This is a genomic window from Ruegeria sp. CF1, from assembly GCF_056537445.1.
Genome location: NZ_JBQFRN010000009.1, coordinates 32,203 through 57,348 on the forward strand (window position 1 = coordinate 32,203; position 25,146 = coordinate 57,348).

The following is a 25,146-nucleotide window of genomic DNA, read 5'->3' on the forward strand; positions in this document are numbered from 1 at the left end:
TTTTGTTCGCTTTTGAAACCGCAGGAATACAGATGTTTTCTATAAGATGTCGCTGATACTCTAGGCTCAAGAAAATCTACACAATCATCAAGGCAAAGTTACCTGTCTTTCTCTGGCGCTATTAACGCGAAGGGCGGTTTCCAGGCATTCTCTGCGAGCGCGCCCGCGCCCTTGTCTCGATGAGGACGCGGACTTTCCGTCAGAGTGCGCGTACAAACCCTGCTTGCTTCCGCCCGTTGCTTTCGAAGAAAGACAGATCAAACTGGAAAAGGCAGGTGTCTAGGAAGTTTGGAGCACCTCACCACTCAGCTTTATTACGACGCTATGCAAAGGTGCATGTTCGTGCGATTTACGTTATGCTTATGTTTTCATTTGGCTTCCTGACTTAATAAACGCGAGCAAAAATGGCACGATTTAACCCACATGAAGAAAGCGCAGAAGCCGTTTACGCAGCAGCTGAAACCTGGCTTGACACCTGCCTCCTCGGTGACGGCTCAATCTTCTCTTCTAATAACAATCTATGGACCAAAGAGCTCCTCGACGAGCTCGATGAACGTTTTGTCCAGAACCTGGACACGGGAGAAGGTGACTTCTTTGAGAAGCTAGAGGCGCAGCTTTCCGGTGGTTCGCCGCAGTGTAAACAGCTTATGTCAGAGCTTCACTGGCTCATACTGCTGTTCGCTTCACGCATCTCAGAACCCAAGAAACGGAAAGATGTTCAGCTAATTTGGTCATGGTCTGGAGAAACTCTCCCAGGAGACCAGCCGATGCTTTCCGATGCTACGTTGGGCGGCCTCGGGCACACAGGCACAGCATACAACACCCACCGTTGGCGTGAGTTCGTTTTCGCAATCAACGCATTGCGTGAATTCAAGACGAAACCCTCGGAGGAACAAACACAGCTTGCGTCATCATCTTGGGACTTCGCTCGTTGGCTAACCTCGGTCTCTGATGGCGAAAACCGGCAGTTTAGGCACATCCTTGCCAACCTACTGTTCCCAGATGACTTCGAGCGCATAAGCACTGTTCGCGACAAGCACGCAATCCTTGCGGCCTTTGAGGACGTTCCTCTTAAAGACGTACGGAAGCGCGATCTCGTCGAAATCGACCAATCGCTGAAAGAGCTTCGGCAAAGCCTCGAAAGCGAACTGGGCAAACCCATCGATTTCTATATGGAAGGTGTCGTCGAACGGTGGAAGCCATCTCCGGACGCTGTTGTCACACCCCCGAAGAAGGCAGATGCCAGAAATGGAGATGACGGTAGCGTTAAGCGACCTGCCTCACGTTCACTCAATACAATCCTTTATGGGCCTCCGGGGACCGGAAAGACCTATGAAACCGCGAAGAGAGCAGTTTTGATATGCGATGGTCATGCTCCTACGAAACGTGAAGATGTCATGAAGCGATATGACGAACTCTATCAGGAGCGACGAATTGAATTTGTCACATTCCATCAGAGTTACAGCTACGAGGAGTTCATCGAAGGACTCCGGCCCGAAACTGGCAACGATGATGATACGGATGGCGTGCAGTCGGCAGGGTTTAGGCTGGTTGCTCGTCCAGGGGTACTGAAGCGCATCGCGGAGCGGGCACGACAGCGCCCTGCAAAGGCGAACACTCAAGCGGATTATTCTGACCGGCGAATATTCAAGGTGTCGCTGGGTCGAGCATGGGACCCTGAGGACGAAGACATTCGAACCGAGGCTCATGAAAAGGGGTTAGTCTCTCTGGGCTACGGCGGCAAGATCGACTGGTCCGACCCCAAATTCGGAAGCTACAACGCCGTCTATGATCGTTGGCGTGAAGAACCGGGTGAGGAAGAAGCAACGGGCAAGAACCCAAACATCGAGATGCTCAACCAGCTACGCAACAACATGCGGCCGGGTGATATCGTCATTGCCAGCCAGGGTAACAAAAGGGTTCGTGCGGTCGGCGTCGTGTCTGGCCCATACAAATTCGATCCCGATGCTCGTTACCATCACCGCAGGGAAGTTGAATGGCGTTGGCAGGCGGACGACGACAGTGGCATCGAGGTCGAAGACATATACGCGAGCAATTTCTCGCAGCAATCGATCTATCAGCTGTTTCCCAACAAGATTAACTGGCCCAACCTGCTCGCATACCTTGAGCCCGCAACGACCGATACCCCGCACCCTCCCCATGTGTTGATTATCGACGAGATCAACCGGGCCAATATCTCCAAGGTCTTAGGCGAACTGATAACGCTACTTGAAGAGGACAAGCGAGCGAGTGCTCTCAACGAATTGACTGTTACGTTGCCTTATTCGGGGGATCACTTCACGCTCCCACCGAACCTGCACATTGTTGGGACAATGAACACTGCTGACCGGTCGATTGCACTGCTCGACACTGCCCTCCGTCGCCGTTTCCGCTTCGAAGAACTTCCCCCCAAGCCGGAAATTCTTAGCGACATCGTGGTTGAAGATATCGGTTTGGACAGCGTGCTTGAGGCAATCAACAAACGCCTCGAATGGTATCTCGGCGCAGATCATCTGATTGGCCACGGATACTTCACGAGCGTCGAAAGCTTGGAGCAGCTAGACGAGGTGATCGCTAACAAGATCATCCCGCTTTTGCGAGAGTACTTTCACGAGGACCTCGGTCGCGTGCGGGCTATTCTCGGAGGTGGAAACGCCTTCCTTCGCAGAGAGCGCATCTCATCCCCACCCGGTGTCGATGATGCCTACGAGGATGAACGGTTTAGATATGTCGATAACTATCTTGAACTCGGTCAATACGGGCGTGAGGCCTATGAGGAACTGATCAGTTCTGTGCAGCAACAGACGGGCTAACCACTTATGGCCCAATCCGCCAAGCATCAGTCGACATTGATCAAGCGCGAGTGGGGCGTCTTCCCAATTGGTGACGATGGCCTTCGGCAGCATGAGGCCGAGACATTTCTTAAAACAGCTGAACGAGCTGCTAGAGACCTAAGGCTGCCAGAAGGCGCTGTACTCAATCGTGTGGTTGGAGGGCTCAAGGCGGGTCAAGTCTGCGGTGTCTTGAGTTTCCAGAGCCGATCTTTGGAAATCCTCCCAAAAATCGATGGCACTGGGTCGGAGAGCCGACTTGCTCTTATCCGAATGCTTTCCGTGGTGAACGATCTTCGGGTTTCAGATGGCGAGTTGGCACAGCTTCAGAGGCAGCGACGAGACCTCTTGGAACTACTTATTGCGCTTTTCGCCCGCAGGCTGACAAAAGCGATGAAGGGCGGGCTACAGCGCCACTACATGCGGCACGAGGATGACCTTCCATTTGTGCGTGGCAACATCAACATCGGGCAACAGCTAACAAAGCGACCTGTCGCGCCGACAAAGCTCTTCTGTGAATTCGATGAACTGTCGGAAAACACGCCGCTGAACCGTCTACTGAAAGCAGCGGCGCTGCGCTTGCGTGGTATCAGTAGGAGTTCTGAGACGCAAAGGCTCCTGCAAACAATCCTCGATACGTTCCGGCACGTTGGCCGATCCCACAGACCACTTGCGGAACCAATTCAGAGTGATCGAAGCGCAGCAGCGTTTGCAGACATCATACCTTTGGCGCGACTTTTGCTAAGCGGTGACTGGCAAAACACAACTTCGGGAAACACGACCGGGACAGCACTATTGTTCCCGATGAACGACCTGTTTGAACGCTATATTGCTCGGCGTGCTCAACAGACACTTGGACGAGGTATCGTTCATAAGCAGCATTTCAAACATCATGCGCTGAGCAACCAACTCTTCCGCATGATTCCTGACATTGTCATCGAATACAAAAACGAGCCGGTCATCATCGATACGAAGTGGAAGCAGCTCGATACTGGTGACACTCAGAAGCTTGGCGTTGCTCAGTCCGACATCTATCAGATGCTTGCCTATGGCCATAGTTATGCGGCTAACGGAGCAAGACCGCGGCTCGTGCTCCTGTATCCGCACCACGCTGCCCTGAGAAGATCAGAGGGCGTCCTGCGCAGATGGTCTGTGACGGGTTCTGAGTTGCCCCTAACGATTGCGACAGTGGACATTTCAAAGAAGCGATCACCAGTGCGGTGGCGAGAATTGTTTGAGCAGATTGCGCCCGAAGAGCATGCAGGGAGCCCAGTTTCTTGAAAGGCCAAATCATCAGATTTGAGATTTTTGATATGCCTTGGCCACAGCCCGTGCCAATCATCTTGACCTACAAAAGTCAGGGATGTGGTCGCAAGATAGCGTTTGCAGACTTGTAGCCAATCGAACCGCCACTCTGTTCGATTGGCGTTAAACAACAAGTATTTGGCTCATGGTAGAAAGCTAAATCGGGTGTTGAGATTCAGCCGCCTTTGGTTCCGCAATATCTTCAATATGATGTAAACGCCATCAATCCTTTTAGAAGTTTTAAACCGACTTTGTGCCATTTGCTTTCTGGCGAGCAGAGGTCGTGGCCACATCCCTGAAGTCGGAGTGACAAAGCCCCGTTCGCGAGAAATTGTGATCAGAGGCACGGAGTCAAAATAGCTCGAAACAACAGCCGTCCTTTGGTCCGTGGGCGAAAGAAACAGGTTGTGAAAAAGAACAACGCGGGCCAATCCCGCGAACAAAGAAGATGTGCGCAACGAAGGCGTGATCACCAACCACTCAAGCAGAACAGTGGACAAGCAAAGCACATCCATGGCCATGAGGTGCTCCCACCAAAAACGCTGCGCCAGGTAGGAAGAAAAGTTGAATATCACGGCGGTTTCCGCCTCGGTTCAGGTTCCGAAAGGTATCGGAAAATGTCGGCTGTTGTTGCCGAGATCGCGGCTGAAGTAGGTCACGACTTATACAGGCCCGGCAAGAAGAAAGCGGCACAGTTTCTGCTAGGTTTGCCAGACAACGAATACCTGGCAATTTGCTACCCAGCATTCAAACACGACAAGCGATTGCCTTCAGTTGCCATGGTGGATGCAACACAGACAGCGGCCAATCTCCAATACCACTATGAAACCAAAGTGCAGGGCAGGGCGCAGTTGGCAGCGCTGACATTTCCGGCCCTGGAGAGCCGTGTTTCGATTGACAGCTATGACGATGGTGTCGCTCTGGCATTTAAACGCATGAACAAGCTCAAAACTGCGCTCAGAAAATCCGGCATGGGCGACTTTGTGTATGTTCAGTTGGAAGCGCCATTTCAGCCTGAAACGGAATCTTTCTACCTGCATTTTCATATTTTCCTCACCTTCGATCTTGGTGATGTACATCGTCGAAGAGCATTGGCATTCATCAAGGAGAATTCTCCTTGGTTGCAAAGTAAGGCCGGCGTTCATCTAATACGCATTGCACATCGGGATGTCGCCCGATCCATCCGATATGGAACCAAGCCAAGCACGACCGCATATGAGATTGCCACGTCTGAAAACAAAAAGGTGTTCGAAGCTTATCTGGCTGTCTCCAAGGGGCGGCGTCTTACAAGAACGGAAGGTTCGCTTAAAGAGACAGTGCAGGAACTAAAGGCGCAGGGGCGACGCGCGAAATTCTCCCAATGTGAAAACACTGGCCGTCTTTCTGTCTGTCTGGTGGAAAAAGTTGTTAGGCGCGAACCAGGGGCCATTGAACAGTTGGATTGCAAGGGGGGCAGGAGGCAAGACACGCAGAAGCCAAAGACCGGGGACAATGCGAATAATATCTACTGTGGCTGCGGTCGTCCTGTCGCGTCGCCAGATGGCCGCCTGATGGCTTTTGGGTACGTCCAAGGCTTCTGTGAAAAATCCTTTGAGCCTAGTTCGGGGGAGGGTGTTCAGGGTAGTCTGTTTGAGGCCAATCGGATCGCTCGACTTGCCTGGGAGGTGAACACTGGAAAACCCTTCGATCTGAAAGAATTCCTTGCTCCGATGGCCGATGACATCATTCGATTGTTCCGTGATGCTGATGTTCAGAGTTACACGGTAATCGCCTCGCCAAACGTTCTGAAGACACTCCGGCAAATTCAAAAGGAGCGTGAGCAAAGATCCCGATGCCAAAAGAGGGTTCAACGAGGAAGATTTGGCCAGAAGGGATTTGCGAGGACTCTGAGACGTTGGGCTTCCAGAATGAGCAGAGTATTAAATTGGTTCAAAAATTTGAAGAATAGAATTTCCGGCAAAACCACAAGGCCATCTTCAGGTACTTTTACCAACTAAACTCAGGCTACCCATTGTACTTCTATCAATATTACAATATGTTACACGAATGAACAGAAACCGGACCCTCATTCATCTGATATGACCAGCAGTTTTGCTGGTCGATATCTATTGAATGCAGGCTTAGAGTTTCCAAACAAACCTCCTTGGATTTCATCACCTGCGACACTCGCGTGAAGGTGTTCACATGCCAAGAATTGTTCCGTTGCTTACCGATCTAAAGCTGTTCGAAACCGAAGATGATGACATTGAAAGACGTTTGAGGAACCACTTGGAAGCGCTCCGGTACTCAAGCTGCAAAGAAGGCAAAACCGAAGAGCCTAAGCGAGTGACATGGCAGGACACTGACACGATCCGCCGTCGCGCAAAGAAAATTATCGAAGCCCGTGGCAAGTATTCTCAAGGTCGGCATCTGTCCCGAGCTGACAGAAAGATGTTGCGGCCTGTCATGAACGGCGTTGCGGTGGGTGGCCCGTCAACGGAACATCAAGTCGATGAAATCGCAGCAATGTTGTATGATGAGTTGCCTTGGATGCAGCGGGTTATCCATGAAATCTGGTTGGACATGCGCCACAATGTCATTGAGCATGGGCCAGGTTTGAGATTGAGGCCCACGCTATTGATTGGCGGAGCTGGATTGGGGAAAACTCACCTTGTTCGTCGGGTTGCAGAACTTTCTAATTTGCCGGTTGTTCACATTGATGGAGGCGCAAGTTCAGAAGGGTTTCCTGTTGCTGGATTGAGCCGAGGCTGGGGTGGTGCCGAATGTGGGCGGCCTCTGAAAACCATGCTGTCTACACAGGTGGCGAACCCAGTGGTCGTTATTGATGAGGTCGATAAAGCGGGAACTGCCTTCGGTACTAGTGGTCACAGCACATCCATGCATACTGCTTTGCTGGGCCTGTTGGAGCCAGTTTCGGCCGTTGATTGGCACTGTCCATATTTTCAAATTGGTTTTGATATGAGTCGGATCAACTGGTTGATGACTGCTAATGATTCTAGCGTTCTTCCGGCATTGCTTCGATCTCGCGTGCGTACAATCCACATCGATCCGCCGAACAGAGCCCAATTGGCTAACTTCATTGAAAATGAAGTCGAAAGGCGGTTGTTGCCGGAGGAATGCATGGATCAGATTTGGCAAGCGATCCAGATGCCCATCAACAACAACGCTGTCAGCGTTCGCTTGGTTGTTAAGCTTCTGGAGGAAGTCCAGCGGCTGGAGACATTGCCGTTGAAACACTAGTCGGCGAACTGGCATTTTTGTCCCTGCATGCCTTTTGCCTAGCTTACACCTGCAAAGCTAAAACGTTCTTGAGAGGAGCTGGAAGACTTCTCTTCATTGAACACAACAAAGGAATGCAAAATGGCAAAAGGAAAAGGTCAAGGTAACGCAGGTGGCTGGCCGGCGACCACCAGAAATCCGTCTGGCGGAGGACGTTCAAACAACCCTCCAGGGGGCGGCAAGAGTAAGTAATTCAAAACTGATTACAGCGTAACGAGTTGAGTTTTTTTGGAAGGGGTGCAGCTGTTGGGTTGCACCCCTCTTTCAAAATCTTGAAAGTCGCGGATCAAATCTGCGTATTCGAAACCAGTTCCTAGAGCAGTCTGTTCCCAATATTTCCAATCTTGCCTCATTCTGATTGCAAAGCAGCAGAAGACTGAAATCAAAAACAAAGATGATCGAATATAACTGTTAATCGCGTTCCTATGCTCGGGGCTAACTGAAGCGAGCTTTGGGTTTTTGCTGTGATCGACCAGTTCTATGTATTGAACAAAGGTATCAATGAACGGGCTTCCGTTCCTTTCAGTAAACGTTTTTATTCGATCTATGGGGGTGGCTTCCCACATCGTCGGCTTGTCAGGCCATTGACTATTTTTGAGGAGATAGTTTTCTACAAATATGGTTTTGACCTGTGACGGATATTCCTGAATGGACACGTCACTGAGCATTCGCCTTTGTTGGGTTACCTGTTGCAGGACGTAGCCAAGCGTAAGGAACTCGCAAGGGTGAAGTACCGGGAACGGGATAGATTTCCATACTTCAAAGGCAGCAGGAGATCTGAAAGCCTGATATGTGCGCGAGTTCAGTATTCTAGAAGGTGCCGCAATTTCCAGATCCCATTTGGTTTCTTGTTCATAGTAGAGTCTTTTTCGCAGAACCCATGAGATGTATTCTAGTTTCCTGAATTCAATCAACGCCTTGAGATTTGACCTTGTCTTTGGGAGCCCTCCCGCGATTTCACCAGCGGCAAGCTGTCCTGAAATGATCGCGGTATCCCGCCAATCGGACGATGATTTAATGCGATCTCGAAATTCCACCAATGGTGCGGATCTATCGCCGAATCGCTTTACGAACTTTCCTATGTGCTTCTCGGACAAAGCCGCTGTGAGTTGGCCAGCCTGAAACTTGTCCCTGAGAGCTTTCTGGGTTCGGGAAATGTACCGCTTGTCGGCCGCGTTACCCCCTTTCCCTTCAATCCGCTTGCCCGGTGAAAACCACTTAGTGGTATCCATCTTCAGTATTTCTGCAAATGCGTCAGGAGCAGGTACAAACATTTAAGTGCTCAGTGTTTTACGAAGTGGGTGAGAGCACTGATGGCAGAGCTAGCTTGGGAAGTCACCCCAACCCAAAAGCCGAATAATGGAAGGACCTGCTTCTGAGTAATATTCAATCAGAGTGGAAACCTGTCAGAGACAGCGATCAACTTTTGCTTGCTGTCCTGCGAGCTACACGCAGCATCGCAGACGTTAGTACCGACCAGAACAAGCCAACAAGGGCCGACAAAAGTCCAACGAGACCCAAAATCACCGACGTGGCTTCATCGGACCATTTCATTGTGGTGCGAATGAACTTGTTTTTTCCCATTACTTCCATCGCGCCAACCGTCTTTCCTTTTAAAGCCTCTGAAGCACGGGATATTGGTGCGAGATCCTCTATTCCATCCACCCGTTTAACGACGTAAATCGCGTCGATGGTACTCATACTGCCACTTATCTTGCCGATGTGCGAAACCATCTCAACCGTTTCATTCAACACCGCCGGTTTTATTAGTGCACGAAGATCTTCAGTACTTCGGGCACTTTTCACCTGGCTCCACTCGACCCCGTCTTTAAAGGAGCGGACGAGCTGCTTTCTGATACTCGTAGGCAAAGCACCGACAGAGTTCATAAGTTTTGCCATCCCGGTGCCCGCCTTAATTGACAGCGACGTGCCCGCGGAAGGGTAAGCAGCTGCGACCGCTGTAAGCCCAACCACCGACAGAATGACGTCAACCTCATCCACGTCTTGACCCGTGTAGTAGTCGTATACTCCCTTCCCAACACCGCCAACATCCCCGATTGGAGTAAAAGCTACAGACGCTTGGCAAAGCAAAACTGCGGACAGTTCGCACTGCGCAGCATCCAAAGCGCATTTTAAGCATTTCCCGGATGTCTTAAAAAACCCAAAGTCTTCGGATTTAGCTGCTTGGATTTGCTCTTTTGTGGCTTCCTTCAGTTCGATGTTTTTATCTTCTGCCACTCCTTGCAGAGCTTCAATTGCGATCCAGTCTCTTGGTGTTTCGCTCAATCTGGCGCTTAGCCTTTGCTCGATTAGTTCCGGTGAAGCCGCTTTGGACAACGCTTGTTCGTATTTTTGTCGCAACTCATCCAACCCGCTCTCTACTAATAGGGTAGATGCCGGATTATTCACGATTTGCCAAATGTTCAGCGCCGTAAGAGTAAGGGAGCCCACAAGCAAAGCGGAAAGAATTAGTTTTAGTAGCCTCTTTGATCTCAACTAAAAGCCTGCCTCAATTGCTTCTCCAAAGATTCAATCAGGGTTGTATGTATGACTACCTCGCCATGATGATTGCGAAGAAGTGCCCTTTTTATGTTTTTTTCCGCCAAAGATGCCGCGAACGGGAAATCGACGCAGAGCCAAAAGTATATGGGCACACACGGTAGCTCAAATTCCACCTAGGCTGATTTACTCTAACGGTGCGATTGTCGTCTCAGACCTGAGAGCAGCCTCGGTTAGTATGTGGCCTGACTGCAACCGCTGATGGTCCTGGTTGTCAAAATTGAGTGGACGCTAAGACGACACATCGGCCGAATTGAAAATACGCCATATTGTGTCCAAACAGAGTTATGTATAATTCAGCTTAACACTTTTCGATTATACTCTAGAGGTAAATCGAACAGGGGATATTCAGTGGGTAGAAAAATCGGTTATCGCCGTGTGAGTTCCGACGAGCAGAACCTTGATCGTCAAGATCTCAGCTTTTGTGATCGCGTTTTTGAAGAAAAGCGTTCTGGAGGTTCAATGAATCGTCCCGAGCTTGCCAAGATGCTTGACTTCCTTTGGACTGGCGACGAAGTGCACGTTTGGTCCATCGACAGGCTGGCTCGATCCATGGTTGATCTTTTGGATATCGTGCAAACAATCAGTCAGGCTGGGGCGAGCGTTCACTTCATCAGTGAAAACCTGAAGTTCTCAGGCAACCCTGACAAAGACGATGCTGTGGCAACCTTGCAGATGCACATGCTTGGAGCATTTGCCCAATTTGAAAGATCCATCATCCGAAAGCGTCAGAAAGAAGGCATCGCAAAGGCTAAGGTCGCAGGGAAGTACAAAGGTCGGAAGCCTTCTGTGAACCGAGAAGATGTACGGCGCCGCTTGGAACTGAGACTGCCTGTTGCTCAAATTGCCAGAGAAATGCAGATCTCCAGGAGTACCGTGTATTCGATTGGGAAGGAGTTGGGATTTCAAGTTCGACCAGGCATGGTGGCTCTAAAGCAAAGACAGGCGGCTGAGACGGGTTAAACTCAGGTTATCGTCGGTTTGCATTTTTTAGCGTTTCGACAACCTTGGTTCCAGGGCCGGTTTGCCGAAACTATAAGGATGAAACAGGGTGGAAATGCCGGGTCAGTTATCGAGCACACAATACAGCTGGTCAAAGCGGACTCCTAAATCGCTAGAAAGTAGCCTGTATTTGCGTAATTCACTTGCATGACTACAGGCTCCAATACCCGTTTTCATCAACGCTCGCACCGCTGTTTTGTAGGGCTCCCGAAACAGCCGTACGATCACAATCTCTTTGCATTTTTTCAGAAACCCAGAAATGAAGATAATCTAAACTGCATCCCCCCTCAGACTCCTGTAAGACTTTATCCAGTGCCTCTGGGACCGACAGACGCCTTGCTTCGCCCCATTCGGACAGGTACAGGTATCGGCCAACGCTGTTTTGGATTTTCGGTGACAAAAGCAACAAACTAAAAATTGCTTCCGGATCCATCTTAGGTATTTTCGGCAAAAACTTTGATGTTTCGCTTACATGAATCCCATGGCCGAGACTACTCAGCTCCTCGATTGCATACTCGATCATTTGATCTTGCGAGTCTCGCTTTACCAAAACATCGCGATCATTGATTCCCCAGATCGAAGTGCCTACTCGAATGAGCGGATCGCTTGGCACAATCTGAAAGAAACTATTTGTTCCACGGACTCTATTGAGCCTTTTCCTAAGCTCGGTAGAGTGCAGAGGATGGCCAGCGTCTTGCAAGATAGAAATTAGCGCCTGCCGTATGTCAATCCGGCTACGATCAGAACTAGAAGCGCTAGTTTTTTGGCGCCAAACTAGCCGTCCCAAATCATCAACATTATCCCTGTCTTTGAGAGATGCGCTTACGATGTATTGGTCAACGTCTGAAAATCTCGGCCCAAGGTTTTCAGATATAATTGCTAGTAATTCAGAAGAATGCCATTGTCTTTCAGGCAGGCCACTTTGAATTACCTCCTCCGCGATGTCACCCAGATAAACAAAGTCATCGTCAGAGAGATTTATGTGCTTTCTGAGCCCGTAAGTGCCTCTTCCGAGAAGAATACCAACGTTCCCGACAGCGGATTGTGCTCTTCTAACATCCATCTCGCTTCCACTGGCTTTTTGAACCAACTCAGGAATCTCTGAAAAGTGCAGCGGGACCGAACTTTGCTCTAAAACCGCGAGAATAAGTTGCTCTGCTCCGCGGCCAAAGCTTTGCAACACCGTTCCGTTAGAGGTTTCCTGAAAATGGCAAAGAGAACTAGACGCCTTCCAAAGGAGGTCCCCAAACTCGCGACCCTTTACGCCCAACAACGACTGAACAAACTGTTGAGACTGTTCAAAGGTCCAGGCCAAGCCCACTCCACTTTTGAGCAGGTTTCGAGCATCACGAACCATTGTTTCCCAGTCCTCTTGATCAAATGGAGCTAAATATTGAATTTCCTCTATTTCAACAACGTAGGCCTCCAAACCGGGCATAGCTTTAAGCCAATATTCAAAAACCGAGCGTTTTTCAGAGACACCCGAGAACCAATCATCAACATTTTCCAACCCGGCTATCGACATTGGAAAATCTCGCTCTTCCAATTGCTTCGAAAGTTTCCTCACGAAAAGATCATCCCAGAGTTCCTGGGCAATGATTTTTTTCACAGCCTTAGATTCTACCTGTCGAATTCGTTCTCGCGAAACCCCATACTCCTCACCTATTTGGTTAAGAGTTTTGGGGGCGGCAGAAAGCCCCATTCTTTTCTCGAGGATGTCCCTTTCACGTTCCTCCAATTTTCCAATAGACTTTATTAGACTAACGAGAAAATTAGTTTCAGCCTCCAATTCAATTAGTGCTTCTTGTGAAAATGGGCCATCAGCCAAACCTTGATTTAAGACCTCGAGTAAGTCGCGAACACTTTTTCTTCCAAAGTTTCTTAGTCGCTCGAGTTCTGCCAATTTCCAATCCGCCAAATCAGCGACCACCTTTAAGCCTTCTTGCTCAAAGACATTGGCCAGTCTAACGGTCAATTTAAGTGTATCGAATGAACGTTCTTTCAGCCAAGGCGGAGCAAACCGAGCAAAGGCACACGGATCGTTTGAGTTCCCTAATATCAAATGATTGAAGCGAAACTGCCCAAGGGATTTTCTAATGCCAATTGGAAGTTGACTTTCGTATTCCAGATATGAATCCTCATCAAAGATCCCGACTTTATCTATCTTCTCTTCTTCGTCTGGATAGATACTTAGATATCCGTCAAGCCAAATGACCCGCTTTTTTGCCGTTGTACTATAGTCTGTCTGTGATGGAACTCGACTAATGCTCGCTACACCCGGAATCTCTGCACTTTCAACTTCAGAGCCATCTACCGAATAACCCCAACCGGACAACGCTAGAAAAACAGGCTCTTCAAAAACAAAACCAACAGGAGATTCCGTAGCTGTGTACCCACGAGGCAACGCAAATTTGGCGCCGGAAGTTACTAGCAACTTGCCAGGGAATTTTCTCGCAACATTGAGAAAATGCCTAGGTGCAATTCTCTCAAAGCCGATGTGCAAAACAGATCCCGCGTACTGATCATTGTTTTTGGCCCAGGCCTCAACAATGTTTCCTAGGTCAGAGAAGACGCCGTTGGTCGGCGTACCTTCTGCTGGAAAAAACATTAAGAATGCACGAAGTGGGCTAGACACAATGATTTCCTTACTGTGTGACTTGCTCGACCTGCTTAAGTAGATCTACAAAATCAATTTCACCACCGTTTGCTTGTTGGTGCAACTCGCGAACGCCCCATTCAGCGAGCCGCTCGATATAGCGATAGGCTGTCGTTTCAGATGAAAACGCGGGCACCAATTCCTCCACGGCGGTTTGCAGAGTTTTGTCTGGATCCAGTGAACCCACGTTATAAATTGTTTTGCGTTTCTCTAGCTCTGGAGGCTCTACGCCCTGAGCAACCGCCAATGCAAATGCAAAACGATACCCATCTACTTTTTGGGCGAAATTCCCGAGTTCAACAAGTTCTTCAAGCATATCATCAGCCTGTTGCGACAAACCAATCGTCACTACTTCCTGAGCACTCATATTACTGCCCTTTCTACCTTGGATTGGTTCTCGGAGACTTCACAGATTTTGTAGACGGATCCGACCTTGTCTTTCACCGAAGCCAGATCTGTCTCCGGACGGATTTCTCCGCTGTGAACGAGTAAAACCAACTGGCTAGTAACTTTTGGAAGATAGCTTAGGATATTATCGCGATGTTGGGCGTCCAAACGCCCAAAGGGGGTGTCCATAACTACAGGGCCTGTTGATCGCCCTGTTCGGTTCAAACCATCAATGAGAGATAAGGCTACGACCTGCTCAGCGCCAGCGCTTCTTAGCGGAACTGTTCGACCGAAGCTGTCGATAATACTCAAGCCATAATTCTCGTTTATCTCAAGACCTTGATAAGATTTTTGCGTGGTCATTTGATTAAAGGCTTCACTTGCCTTCGCTTGAACCGTGGAACGTAATTGGTCTCGAAGTTTTTCAATACTCGCAGAGAATACTTCCTGTATCTCGTTGAGTAGTTTTACTCGCGCGGTTGCTTTCTCAGACCGCCCCTCCGTCATCCCTTGAATAGTGGACTGCAACACAGAGATCTTTTCATTAATCTTGGCCGCTTCACTTTTTCCTAAACGTATATCTTCGACCAACCGACCTTCTTCCCGAAGGCGTTCGTCTCTTTCCAGACGCTTTCTAGTTAGCGCTGCCGGATCACTCCCCTCAATTTGGTCTTCCAAGTCGACAATATCATTCTCTGCACGTTGCAATCCAACAATGGCGGATCGAAGCTCTTTGCTGATCTGCTCCAAGCGTTCGCATGCATTTGTCCCCCGAATTCCATCGAGCCTAGAAGACGCGGCTAGTACAGATCTCAATTCTGCGCTCGCATCGACTTCCTTTGAGATCTGGGCCTCCAAATCGTCCACGATAGAAGAAAAGTATGAACGCTTCTCATGCGAGATTTCCTGCTGACAGGTTGGGCAGGCAGAGGTTTCCAATAACCGTCTGGTCTCACTGAGCCTATTACGCAGAACTGCTCCATTAGACGTCTGTTCTATCAGTACCTGTTGCCTTTGAAGGAGCTTGTTTTTCTTTGATTGAGACTTAGCTGAAAGCAAGTCGCGCCATGAATTTGCGATGACCTTGTTTTTTTCTTCCGTCTTGTCACTAATTGTGTTTCTACAGTTTTCCGCCGTGGTTTTCGCAGATTTTAGTCTTTCGCCTAATGCAATTACGGCTGCGGCAGCTTCTAGTTCTTCGTCCAAGTTTTCACGTGCTGTTCTGGCGTCAGCAAGCTGCTCCTCAAGTTTCGATATGTCGTCTTCTTTTGATTCCAGTTGCGTCGCCAAGTTGTCGGATTCCTGTGCGGCACCCTTTAGACTACTAATCTGAGCAATTGCTTGAGATTGCTTCTTTCTGGCACTTTTAAGCAAAGCCCCCAACTCGTCGCGGCCTTTAGTCAATGAAGGTACACCTAAGACCTGCTCAATTGTTTCCTTGATCCGACGACCTTGCTCACTGCCCTCAACCAAAAGCTCTTCGTACTCTTGCAACAATTCGCCATCAAAAAGGAAGAAACGCGATATCTGCTCTGGCGCAACCAAGTTGATCTCGGAATCAACTTGGTCACCGCTTACCAAGTTTCCATTCTTTTTTAAGTGCGTTGAGATTTGGAAGTCATCGTCTTTTGAGGGGGTTGCGACAAGAGGTTTACGTGAAACCGTTCTGCGGAGTTCAAAAACATCGTTTTCATTGCTGAAGCGCAGGAAAACCTCCATACTCCAATCGTCTTCTAACGCGGCATCTTTATTTACCATCAAATGAAGAGGAATCTTTCTCGAGTGGCGACCTACCGCCTTTCCGTAAAGGCCCCACCTAATTGCATTCAAAAGAGACGTTTTGCCCCTCATATTGTCACCCAGAACTAGCATTATGTTGCGGCTGTCATCGGTGGGAAAATCTATCGAAAGTAGGTCCTTGTAGGGCATAAAGTTCTTCGCCGTGAGATTTAGAAGCTTCACGTGTTTTACCCCTATTTTTGGTCTTGTTGCTTATTGAGAGCTTCATCTATCAGCCGTTCCATTGCTGAAAATGAACGATTGAACTCATCGCCAAATTGGTAACGTTTCTGAATGGCATAACACCTCAAGATTAGATCATCATCCAAACCTGGTGCGATTTCCGCTTTGACATTCAGCAGTGTTTGAAGAGCCAAGTCGTCTTCAGTGTTAATCATCTTCTTCGATCTCCTCGATTGACACTAGATCGCCAAAATCTATGTGGGTTTCTATTGCGATTTCTCGAAGTTCAGCGCTCGCTGAACGGTTCACCGCATTTTCCGCAAATTCTAAAGACCTTGCTAATTCTGACTTCAGCAAGCTGACTTGGTTCTGTTCGCCGTCTGATTTTAACGGGACTACTATAGCGTCGTGTATTACCGCCAAGTACTTTCCTGGAGATTTTCTCAATACGCGCCCACGCCTCTGTATGAATTGCCTTGGATTCTGTGAAGATGCCAGGATTAGCGCGTGTGAAACTGCTGGAATATCTACACCCTCATCCAAGCAGTTTATCGATACTAGAATGCCACCAAATTTTCGAAACCAATCCAAAGTGGCTTCACGATCCCCATCCATCGCCGAATGATACTCGATGGGTCTTAGACCAGTGTCCTCCAAGTCCGAAATGACTTCTGACAGCTGTTCACTATCCTGGCAATACACCAGCCAACTTTGCCCATCCTCATATTCAGCCTTAAGAACTTCTGTGGCCAATGCAGTCTTTGCAACAGCCTTTTTTGCAATTCTAGATCTTTGGATAAGTAGTAACTTAACTTTATCATTCAGAACTAATTTGCCTTTTTCATCCTTCTTTAACCTAGCCATTTCATTGCGAATTCTAAGCGAATACTCACTCCATTGTTCAGCTTCGCTCGCACTCAAGTTGATGGGGTGGGGAAAGTACTCATAGGGGACCAGCCTGTTCATTTTTACTGCGTCGGCAAGAGAAATTGCCGGAGGAACCACTCCCCCGAAATAAGATGAGATCTTCTCAGTTCCTTCAGGGTCCCCGTAGCGGGCAGGAGTAGCGCTAAGGCCTAATCTATATGCAGCATCGATTGTTAAGCACTTCGCGTTTTGAGGGCTTCCAATTTGATGAACTTCATCTGCTACTAGTAGAACTGTAGAAGCATCGCCGATGCTTGACAGGAACTTTGCTGATGATGCGGTTTTCATCGTTGCTAGCACGATTCTGGCGCCTAGTTCTTTTGAACTATCGAGCATAGCGCCAAGTCTGCCCTGTTCCTTCCACTTTGAATGCCCGGCGCCCGCTAAAAGAAGTGTTGCTTCCGGTATGTAGTCAGAGATTTCTTTCTGCCACTGCTTGTGAAGTAGTCGGCTCGGAACAACCACTAGTGCAGGCATACCGTTCGAGACATGAGACTTAAGCGCGATCAACGCGGTGAAGGTTTTACCTGTTCCGGTTGCGTGCTCAAAGATTCCCCTTTTGTTTTGCTTTTCCCATCCTTCAATAGCCGTTTTCTGATGGTCAAGCGGCTCTCTAGTATCGCGTTTAGTATTATTGCCCTTTGATTGCGGCATTTGGTTGGGAAGGTCACCCAAGGAAAACTTGGTCACATACTCTTTTACAGAGCGAGGAAATTGGGAGACTTCAATATCTTTGTCCTCATCATCCCACATGCAATTAAAGTGACTTTTATGCTTGTGTACTCTGACTGCATCGTTGCCGTCCCGCCAACTACAAAAGACCTCGATTGTTTCGAAATTTCCACTGTCGTGCCAACCACTCCAAGTTTCATTCGTTGAACCCCGGAAACTAACTACATTGCCTAAAGTATCTGAGAAGATCCCAAGTTTTTCATGGTATATTCCACGACCATCTCGTCTGGTAGCTATTCGTATTTCCAGAGCATTGAGTTCAATTAGAGTGGACAAAATTTGAGCCGAATAACTCGTTACCTCGTTGTTAAGCAAGTCATCAAATTGCCGCTTTAGCGAGGCCTCGACTAAACGCTCCCTGGCAGCATAGCTTTTTGAGATTATCTCGATGTCTCCCAGGCTAAGCGCCGGCGAGCAAATAAGATTGATCCGCCCACCCTTCCGCACAAACTCCAGAATTTGAGGACCGACAACGGTATAAACAGAGCTGGAGAAATAGCCCACGGCTCTTTCATAGAGGCAAGAGTTCCTTAGGCATTTAGCGTAAAACTCTTCAGCAGGACTTTCCTTTATTGAACGGTACTCCGTTTCTAGCAGTAAGGCCGACAAATCCCCGGTGTAGTTTGGTTCTACACCTAAGTTGCCACTTCCTTCGCTTTTACCCTTCAATATTTGATCCTCTTATGAACGCAAAATTTGCCTTAGGTGAAAGTGCTTTCAAACCTACCTTTTGATCCTTCAACGTACTCTGCTTTGGCTTCGACACCGAGCCACCGGCGCCCCATTTCTTCAGCCACAGATCCAGTCGTGTTTGATCCGGAAAAGGGATCAAACACCAAATCATTCTCGTCCGTCAAAAGTTGAATAAAGAAAGATGACAAAGCTGATTGCATGCGAGCAGGGTGGGCTGGCAATTCCTTTTTTTTACAATATTCTCTGTACTTAGCATCCCATTTTGTTCCCGAGAACTTTAACAATGACTCTGGAAATTTTTCTCCGCCTATATCAAGAACGTTGGGACCAATGGCGCCACCGTTGTCTTTCAGAAACCCTTTTTCTGAAATTACATGGCCAGAAGGTCGCGAGCCTGCATTGTACTTTTGGCTCTTTAGAAGCCTCTTCATGTGATCGCTGTAAGGGTTCAGGACTTTTCGATTGTCGGCCTTTGGGTTTTGAGTCTTTGACATCCACCAGACATGCGTGAACGAATCCTTTAGTCTGACTCTTTCGACTGTGACCCATGCTGCCGGGCTAGGAAGGCGAGCGGGATTATGACAGATAACATGCTGACAAAGATGCAAATTTGCTGATTTTTTAAACTCCAAAAGTGCTTCCAACGGCAATGTCGACATAGTTGGAACACCTGTTTCCCAAGCGTTTCCTATCTCGATAACTATTGAGCCGTCATCAGTAAGTAGATCAGTCAATTGGGAAGCCAGTGATGATAGCCAATCAAGATATGCTTGCCCTGTTTCGTTTCCATATTCCTTCTTTCTAACCAGCGGAAAAGGTGGAGAGGTGACGATCAGATTCACTTTCCCTCGAAACTTCAGGAGTTCTTTGCTCTCAAGCGCGTCTTCAATACGGCCATGCAGCAGGCGACCTTTTGAGGTCTTGTAGGCGAGTTCTACGGTTTTTGCCTCGTTGTTCTTGTTTCTCACAGTGCCTGTCATCAACCCACTTTCGCTGTTTAAGTGACCGCATTTCAACCACAGCCTGATTCGAACATCGTGCAGACACCCATCTCGACTGCTCTCACGCGACGGCCCTTTGTAAAGGTTTGTGGTCGATTTTTTGGGAGTATTCAAGCCAACTCAAGTGACCCCATGGCGAAGCGTCAGATCTCTTTACTAATGGATGCCACGAGCTTGAAAGATCCGCGTCCGCATAGGTCTTGCTCGCCATAAGCCCGTTTCGGACCTATTGCCTCAATGAACGTAGGAATCAATTGTTCGTCCAGTAGATTAATTGACGCTGCATCTGGAGCGCCTGGAACGCACATTGTCTGCATTCCAGCGCCAGGGGTCGGGACCGGCATAGGTTTCCAACCAGACTTGTATTTCATCGAGCTTGGGGGCCTACGCTGTTTGCATGCTGCTTTTTAGTTTGGCCAGTTCTCGGTCTTACAGCTTGGTGATCTTTGTCTGCTCATTCCCATCACTCACCGTGCTGGATTCATGAGATGATTTTTGGCAGGTGTTTTGCGCAATATAACCGCAGCTATGACTTAGAGCCGTTTTCAACTGCCATTAGATCCAGCCAACGTTGGAACCAAATCGCTCCGTCCTCTAATAGGCTAGGCGGGACGCCGAGGCAGGTTACTGCTTCGCGCAACTCGAAGTCCACCTCGAAACCTTCAAACACTTCTTGTTTCTTGATTGGGTCAAAATGGATGCAGCCTCGGCGAACCTCAAATGCATTCCAACTTGGCTGCGCGGTGACGCGCACTTTCTTTTGATCTTCACTAAAAATCTCTTCGTCAATGGAAAATAGCCAACCGAGTTGGTAGTTCAGGTTGGTTTTTGTCTGAGAAGTCATTGTGCCGCCTTTGACCTAGGTACAGGTTTTTTAGTCCCTGACGAATTGAGCCCCGACGATGGATCAGTGATCATAATCGGTATGTTTGCTGACGTTAAAAAGTGAAAGTCAATGTTCGTCAATCGACGAAGACCCTTCTTGCTAGGAAAATTTGATAGTTCATACCCAAACAGATTTTTACGATTGAACTGAGAGGCCATATCCAATCTATACAACCAAGGCTATTCGCGCGACCCAAAAAGTTGGGAATGAGATAATGACTGATATATTTCAACGATTTACCTGGATTGAGCAGCACAATACGACTACGGCTCTCGCATCCCCGCACTCGTGACAAAACAAATTTGTTGATCTAAGCATCGGCTTCACGATTTCGAACGACCATCATATCGAACACTGCCCAAAAGTCCTACTTGCGGTGCACCAACTTGAACCCGTCAGCAAGCAAGATTTTGTCGATTTCATCATAGACGTCATCCGGTTTTCGAGGTTTCCAATATGGTGTTTCAAAAGAAACCAGCTCTGCGAATAGCGCCCGTATCCTCAGGCTTGTTTCATCTCCGTATACCTCTCTTCCTCTGATGGCCTTCATCGAGTGGCCCATCATGCTTCCTCGCTCTTCGTTGCTTAACCCAGCTCGTCTCATTCTTGATTCAAAGCTATGTCTCAGGCTGCTTACCTGGTGCTTTGGCGACGGAAAAAGATTGTTTTCAGCGAAGTACTTCGACACAGCAGCACTAAAGCTCTCTTTACCACGATATCTCGGGAAACCATTTGGGTGTCGCTTCATCGCTGCCAGTGCCGCACCGACAAGAGGGACAGACCGGCGAGAAGCCTTGTTTTTGATTTCACGCTGGTGCTCGCCATCTTCCACTCTAATCAAGATATGAGGAACATTCGCAGCTAGTTTGATTGCCGAAGGTGGCAGATCGAAAATCTCAGTTTGCCTACAGCCAGTCTCAGCACAAACGATGAGGATATCGCGCGCTTCTTCGTTCAACCCTTCGAGTTTGCTTCCATTAATGATATTTTGCTCAATCCAATGCGGCGAAAACTCAGCTTTTTGGGTAGGGTCTTTTGCCTTCTCCCAATTCGCCTCGCCTTTGATCCGAATGTTCTCGAATGGGTTCTCGAACTCGTCAACCTTCAAGCTCTCATAAAACGCATCCACCATCATCCGCAGATAGCCAAAATGTTTGTTGGCATACTGGGTTGTGACTTCCTGTCTAGCTACTCGCTTTTCCCAATCTCTACGGTAATTAGATGCATCTGCTGTTGAAATTTTAGTAATCGGTTTGTTGCCAACAACTTCAGAAAATGTCTTGGCTGCGCGCTTGTAGCGGTTGAGCCACATCCTTTTTTGGCGAGCATTTTTTTGGGCAACTTTGTCCGGACATAACTCACCCATTTGAACTGCTATCTCGTTCAGATTGGTGTCGGGCAGTTCGAAGCCGCCTAAATTTGCCGCAAACTGCGGAGAGATAGCTGCGGGATCTCTGTCGAACATCGAACTTAGTCGCGACAACAGTTCTTCCAATTCTCCTTTTGCCAAATCAGACGCGGAAATCGGCGAGATGCCGTTTTCCTTCGCGAGTTTGATTGTGGCCCTATAACGGGTGTCATCTCCCCTGCTACGTCCCATAACCAGCTTGACGTCAAGTTCGGATAGAAGTTTTTCACGCACTTGATACGCCAATGCCTGAGCCGTTTTTAAGCTATCAGTGCCAAGCGACTGTGTAAGGAAGCGAGGCTCATGTACTGATTGGTACTTCGTAGGCGTCCTCATTCGAAACCAGTAGATTTTCCCCCTCAACCAAAGATAGCTCATGTTTTTTCCTTAGGCTTTGTTTCACAAAATGTATCACATCAGCAGACCAGCCCTCCACTTGGAGCTTTTGGTGACCGACGATTTTGTGAATACCATCAATGGTTTGGCCATGGGTAAAGCGAAGGTTAACGAATCAGAAAATCCCTCTCCTGGGCACCAAAATTTCCATGAAATTTGAACCCCTGGCACTTCCGGTCACTTGACCGATGTACAATCAGACTGGTTTGGCCTGTCTGAGTCAATTTCTTTGTTTGACCCCGAGAATCGACCCGTAGCTACCGGAATTAACAATCTCTGTTGCACTACCTTTTGCCAGTCTAAGAAGGACATGGTGCAAGGCTATGGCAATTTCCTGCAAATCAAACTCATCTTTTTTGAACATACCTTCCCGTCACGCTTGTTAGTTACAAAGTCAACTATTACCACACCGATTAAATTCGATCGTATCTGTCCGGAAGGAACGTGCAAAATGAATGAGCTGACCAAGAATGAACGCATGACAGTTGCCCCATCCTTGAAAGGGCCGCACGAAGGGTACATGCCGGGCTTTGGCAACGATTACGAAACCGAAGCGCTTCCTGATGCTCTGCCCCAGGGTATGAACAGCCCGCAGAAATGCAATTACGGCCTCTATGGTGAGCAGCTTTCAGGCACTGCGTTCACGGCACCCTCGCACCAGAACGAGCGCACCTGGTGCTATCGAATCCGCCCGTCAGTAAAGCATTCACATCGCTATGAAAAAATCGAAGTTCCCTATTGGAAATCAGCGCCAAATGTCGATCCTGACGTTGTCAGCTTGGGACAGTACCGCTGGGATCCGGTGCCCCATACCGGTGAACAGACAACCTGGGTCACGGGCATGCACACCATGACCACTGCCGGGGATGTGAACACTCAGGTCGGGATGGCCAGCCATATCTATATGGTGAATACTTCGATGCAGGATGATTACTTCTTCTCGGCTGACTCCGAGCTGCTGGTGGTGCCGCAAGAGGGCGTTCTGAGATTCTACACCGAATTAGGGATCATCGACCTTGAACCCAAGGAAATCGCTATCATTCCACGCGGCCTTGTCTACCGGGTCGAAGTTGTGGAAGGCCCTGCGCGCGGGTTCGTGTGCGAAAACTACGGCCAGAAATTCGAACTGCCTGGCCGCGGCCCGATCGGCGCCAACTGCATGGCCAACCCGCGTGATTTCAAAGCACCGGTCGCGGCGTTTGAGGACCGCGAAGTGCCTTCAACCGTGACCGTCAAATGGTGCGGCCAGTTTCACCAGACTAAAATCGGTCACAGCCCGCTGGACGTGGTGGCGTGGCATGGCAACTATGCACCCGTCAAATACGACCTGCGTACATATTGCCCGGTCGGAGCCATCCTGTTCGATCATCCGGATCCGTCGATTTTCACCGTTCTAACCGCACCTTCAGGCCAGCCCGGCACCGCAAATATCGACTTTGTTCTGTTCCGCGAGCGCTGGATGGTCATGGAAGATACCTTCCGCCCGCCCTGGTACCACAAGAACATCATGTCCGAGCTGATGGGCAACATCTACGGCCAATATGATGCGAAACCGCAGGGCTTTATTCCCGGCGGTATGAGCCTGCACAACATGATGCTGCCCCACGGCCCGGATCGCGAAGCCTTTGAAAAAGCATCGAATTCAAACCTGGGACCAGACAAGCTGGAAAACACCATGTCCTTCATGTTCGAAACCCGCTTTCCGCAACATCTCACAGCGTTCGCCGCCAATGAGGCACCACTGCAGGACGATTACATCGACTGTTGGAGCGACATCGAAAAGAAATTCGACGGCACACCCGGCAAGAAGTGACGAGGGTATAAATCCTTCGTCTCCCAAAGGGCAGTGAATTAGAACGCTTGGTCTGTAACGCATTTAATCGGGTACGTTCAGAAAAGCTTGGCGACCCCGGCAGGATTCGAACCTGCAACCTGCCCCTTAGGAGGGGGCTGCTCTATCCAGTTGAGCCACGGGGCCGCGCGTCGTTTTCTCTAGCGGGGTTTTTTCAGATTGTCATGGGCTTTGCACAACAGTTGAACAATTCGCCCTGTTCACGCTACCATCGGCCAAACAAACAATGCAGGTATCTCGGTGACAACAGAAACAAAACGCCCGCTTACCCTTCGTGATGTCTCGGAAGCGTCCGGAGTATCCGAAATGACCGTTAGCCGGGTGCTACGTAATCGCGGGGATGTGTCGGATGCCACCCGTACCCGTGTTTTGGCCGCCGCAAAAGAGCTGGGATATGTGCCCAACAAGATCGCGGGAGCATTGGCGTCAAGCCGGGTGAATCTGGTCGCTGTGATCATCCCGTCATTGTCAAATATGGTCTTCCCCGAAGTTCTAACCGGTATCAATCAGGTGCTGGAAGATACTGAACTGCAGCCGGTGGTTGGCGTCACGGACTATCTGCCAGAAAAAGAAGAAAAAGTGCTGTACGAGATGCTCTCGTGGCGGCCCTCAGGCGTGATCATTGCCGGGCTGGAGCATACCGAAGCCGCGCGCGCTATGCTGGATTCAGCTGGCATACCGGTGGTCGAGATCATGGATACCGATGGCAAACCGGTGGATGCGATGGTGGGAATCTCTCACCGCCGCGCCGGGCGCGAAATGGCGCAGGCAATCCTGAAAGCGGGCTATGAGCATATCGGGTTTATGGGCACCAAGATGCCTCTGGATCACCGTGCACGCAAACGGTTCGAAGGCTTCACCGAAGTGCTGGGCAAGCACGGGATCGAGATCGAGGACCGTGAATTTTATTCGGGTGGCTCGGCGCTGGCCAAGGGGCGCGAGATGACACAAGCGATGCTGGAACGATCGCCTGATTTGGATTTTCTGTATTATTCCAACGATATGATCGGTGCGGGTGGGCTGTTGTATTTGCTGGATCAAGGGATCGACGTGCCCGGTCAGATCGGTTTAGCCGGATTCAACAATGTAGAGCTGCTGCAGGGGCTGCCGCGCAAGCTGGCCACGATGGATGCCTGCCGGACCGAGATTGGGCGCACCGCGGCCGAGATCATTGCGGCGAAGTTGGCCGATCCGGAATCCGAGGTTGAAACCCGCGTTACCCTGACCCCCAAGATCAGCTATGGCGACACGCTGAAACGGCGATAACGCC

At 49.2% G+C, this 25,146-nt stretch carries 17 protein-coding genes and 1 tRNA gene; 7 read left to right on the forward strand and 11 right to left on the reverse strand.

Annotated elements, in window-relative coordinates; all coding sequences use genetic code 11:
• Positions 1-404: 404 nt before the first annotated feature.
• The 4 genes from ACRZ96_RS15410 (at position 405) to ACRZ96_RS15425 (ending at position 7,376) form a co-directional block, all read left to right on the forward strand.
• A complete protein-coding gene (locus ACRZ96_RS15410) occupies positions 405-2,813 on the forward strand; it encodes an AAA family ATPase (RefSeq protein ID WP_480814804.1) in 2,409 nt (802 codons plus the stop codon).
• 6 nt (positions 2,814-2,819) lie between these two features.
• On the forward strand, positions 2,820-4,112 hold the full coding sequence (locus ACRZ96_RS15415) for an McrC family protein (RefSeq protein ID WP_480814805.1): 1,293 nt from the start codon (positions 2,820-2,822) through the stop codon (positions 4,110-4,112).
• A 431-nt stretch (positions 4,113-4,543) separates the two neighbouring features.
• The gene (locus ACRZ96_RS15420; protein WP_480814806.1) at positions 4,544-6,133 is read left to right on the forward strand and encodes a hypothetical protein; all 1,590 of its coding nucleotides are present in this window, start codon (positions 4,544-4,546) and stop codon (positions 6,131-6,133) included.
• 187 nt (positions 6,134-6,320) lie between these two features.
• A complete protein-coding gene (locus ACRZ96_RS15425) occupies positions 6,321-7,376 on the forward strand; it encodes an AAA family ATPase (RefSeq protein WP_480814807.1) in 1,056 nt (351 codons plus the stop codon).
• Positions 7,377-7,618: 242 nt separating this feature from the next.
• Here the strand turns inward: ACRZ96_RS15425 and ACRZ96_RS15430 are convergent, their stop codons facing one another.
• The gene (locus ACRZ96_RS15430; RefSeq protein WP_480814808.1) at positions 7,619-8,689 is read right to left on the reverse strand and encodes a hypothetical protein; all 1,071 of its coding nucleotides are present in this window, start codon (positions 8,687-8,689) and stop codon (positions 7,619-7,621) included.
• Between the two features lie 145 nt (positions 8,690-8,834).
• Entirely contained in the window at positions 8,835-9,824 is a 990-nt protein-coding gene (locus tag ACRZ96_RS15435) for a hypothetical protein (protein ID WP_480814809.1), read from the reverse strand.
• Between the two features lie 501 nt (positions 9,825-10,325).
• Between ACRZ96_RS15435 and ACRZ96_RS15440 the strand changes: the two genes are divergently transcribed.
• Positions 10,326-10,937: a recombinase family protein gene (locus ACRZ96_RS15440; protein WP_480814810.1), complete on the forward strand. Its 612-nt coding sequence runs from the start codon at positions 10,326-10,328 to the stop codon at positions 10,935-10,937.
• A 190-nt stretch (positions 10,938-11,127) separates the two neighbouring features.
• Here ACRZ96_RS15440 and ACRZ96_RS15445 read toward each other — a convergent pair whose 3' ends face one another.
• From ACRZ96_RS15445 to ACRZ96_RS15480, 8 genes are all read right to left on the reverse strand, one after another.
• Positions 11,128-13,611, reverse strand: a complete 2,484-nt coding sequence (locus ACRZ96_RS15445; RefSeq protein WP_480814811.1) for a sigma factor-like helix-turn-helix DNA-binding protein — start codon at positions 13,609-13,611, stop codon at positions 11,128-11,130.
• Positions 13,612-13,621: 10 nt separating this feature from the next.
• Positions 13,622-13,999, reverse strand: a complete 378-nt coding sequence (locus ACRZ96_RS15450) for a hypothetical protein (protein ID WP_480814812.1) — start codon at positions 13,997-13,999, stop codon at positions 13,622-13,624.
• Positions 13,996-15,981 (reverse strand): AAA family ATPase, encoded by a 1,986-nt coding sequence (locus tag ACRZ96_RS15455; protein ID WP_480814813.1) that lies wholly within the window; start codon positions 15,979-15,981, stop codon positions 13,996-13,998. The genes ACRZ96_RS15450 and ACRZ96_RS15455 overlap by 4 nt, the downstream gene beginning before the upstream one ends.
• 11 nt (positions 15,982-15,992) lie before the next feature.
• The gene (locus ACRZ96_RS15460; protein WP_480814814.1) at positions 15,993-16,196 is read right to left on the reverse strand and encodes a DNA modification system-associated small protein; all 204 of its coding nucleotides are present in this window, start codon (positions 16,194-16,196) and stop codon (positions 15,993-15,995) included.
• Positions 16,189-18,309: a DEAD/DEAH box helicase family protein gene (locus tag ACRZ96_RS15465; protein WP_480814815.1), complete on the reverse strand. Its 2,121-nt coding sequence runs from the start codon at positions 18,307-18,309 to the stop codon at positions 16,189-16,191. Before ACRZ96_RS15465 ends, ACRZ96_RS15460 begins: the two co-directional genes overlap by 8 nt.
• A gap of 32 nt (positions 18,310-18,341) precedes the next feature.
• Positions 18,342-19,313, reverse strand: a complete 972-nt coding sequence (locus tag ACRZ96_RS15470; RefSeq protein WP_480814816.1) for a DNA-methyltransferase — start codon at positions 19,311-19,313, stop codon at positions 18,342-18,344.
• Between the two features lie 547 nt (positions 19,314-19,860).
• On the reverse strand, positions 19,861-20,178 hold the full coding sequence (locus ACRZ96_RS15475; RefSeq protein WP_480814817.1) for a hypothetical protein: 318 nt from the start codon (positions 20,176-20,178) through the stop codon (positions 19,861-19,863).
• A 409-nt stretch (positions 20,179-20,587) separates the two neighbouring features.
• Complete coding sequence (locus ACRZ96_RS15480; protein WP_480814818.1) at positions 20,588-22,006, reverse strand: DUF6538 domain-containing protein; 1,419 nt, start codon at positions 22,004-22,006, stop codon at positions 20,588-20,590.
• A gap of 469 nt (positions 22,007-22,475) precedes the next feature.
• Here ACRZ96_RS15480 and hmgA point away from each other — a divergent pair, with 469 nt between their 5' ends.
• Entirely contained in the window at positions 22,476-23,837 is a 1,362-nt protein-coding gene (gene hmgA, locus ACRZ96_RS15485; protein ID WP_170515227.1) for a homogentisate 1,2-dioxygenase, read from the forward strand.
• Between the two features lie 88 nt (positions 23,838-23,925).
• Here hmgA and ACRZ96_RS15490 read toward each other — a convergent pair.
• Positions 23,926-24,002 (reverse strand) — tRNA-Arg (locus tag ACRZ96_RS15490).
• A 114-nt stretch (positions 24,003-24,116) separates the two neighbouring features.
• Between ACRZ96_RS15490 and ACRZ96_RS15495 the strand changes: the two genes are divergently transcribed.
• A complete protein-coding gene (locus ACRZ96_RS15495; RefSeq protein ID WP_223117273.1) occupies positions 24,117-25,142 on the forward strand; it encodes a LacI family DNA-binding transcriptional regulator in 1,026 nt (341 codons plus the stop codon).
• Positions 25,143-25,146: the final 4 nt, after the last annotated feature.

Bases quoted from the DNA above. Each gene is read 5' to 3' on its own strand.
- ACRZ96_RS15460 (WP_480814814.1), bottom strand. From the start codon at position 16,196: ATGATTAACACTGAAGACGACTTGGCTCTTCAAACACTGCTGAATGTC.
- ACRZ96_RS15475 (WP_480814817.1), bottom strand. From the start codon at position 20,178: ATGACTTCTCAGACAAAAACCAACCTGAACTACCAACTCGGTTGGCTA.
- ACRZ96_RS15410 (WP_480814804.1), top strand. From the start codon at position 405: ATGGCACGATTTAACCCACATGAAGAAAGCGCAGAAGCCGTTTACGCA.
- ACRZ96_RS15430 (WP_480814808.1), bottom strand. From the start codon at position 8,689: ATGTTTGTACCTGCTCCTGACGCATTTGCAGAAATACTGAAGATGGAT.
- ACRZ96_RS15415 (WP_480814805.1), top strand. From the start codon at position 2,820: ATGGCCCAATCCGCCAAGCATCAGTCGACATTGATCAAGCGCGAGTGG.
- ACRZ96_RS15450 (WP_480814812.1), bottom strand. From the start codon at position 13,999: ATGAGTGCTCAGGAAGTAGTGACGATTGGTTTGTCGCAACAGGCTGAT.
- ACRZ96_RS15480 (WP_480814818.1), bottom strand. From the start codon at position 22,006: ATGAGCTATCTTTGGTTGAGGGGGAAAATCTACTGGTTTCGAATGAGG.
- ACRZ96_RS15425 (WP_480814807.1), top strand. From the start codon at position 6,321: ATGCCAAGAATTGTTCCGTTGCTTACCGATCTAAAGCTGTTCGAAACC.
- ACRZ96_RS15470 (WP_480814816.1), bottom strand. From the start codon at position 19,313: ATGACAGGCACTGTGAGAAACAAGAACAACGAGGCAAAAACCGTAGAA.
- hmgA (WP_170515227.1), top strand. From the start codon at position 22,476: ATGAATGAGCTGACCAAGAATGAACGCATGACAGTTGCCCCATCCTTG.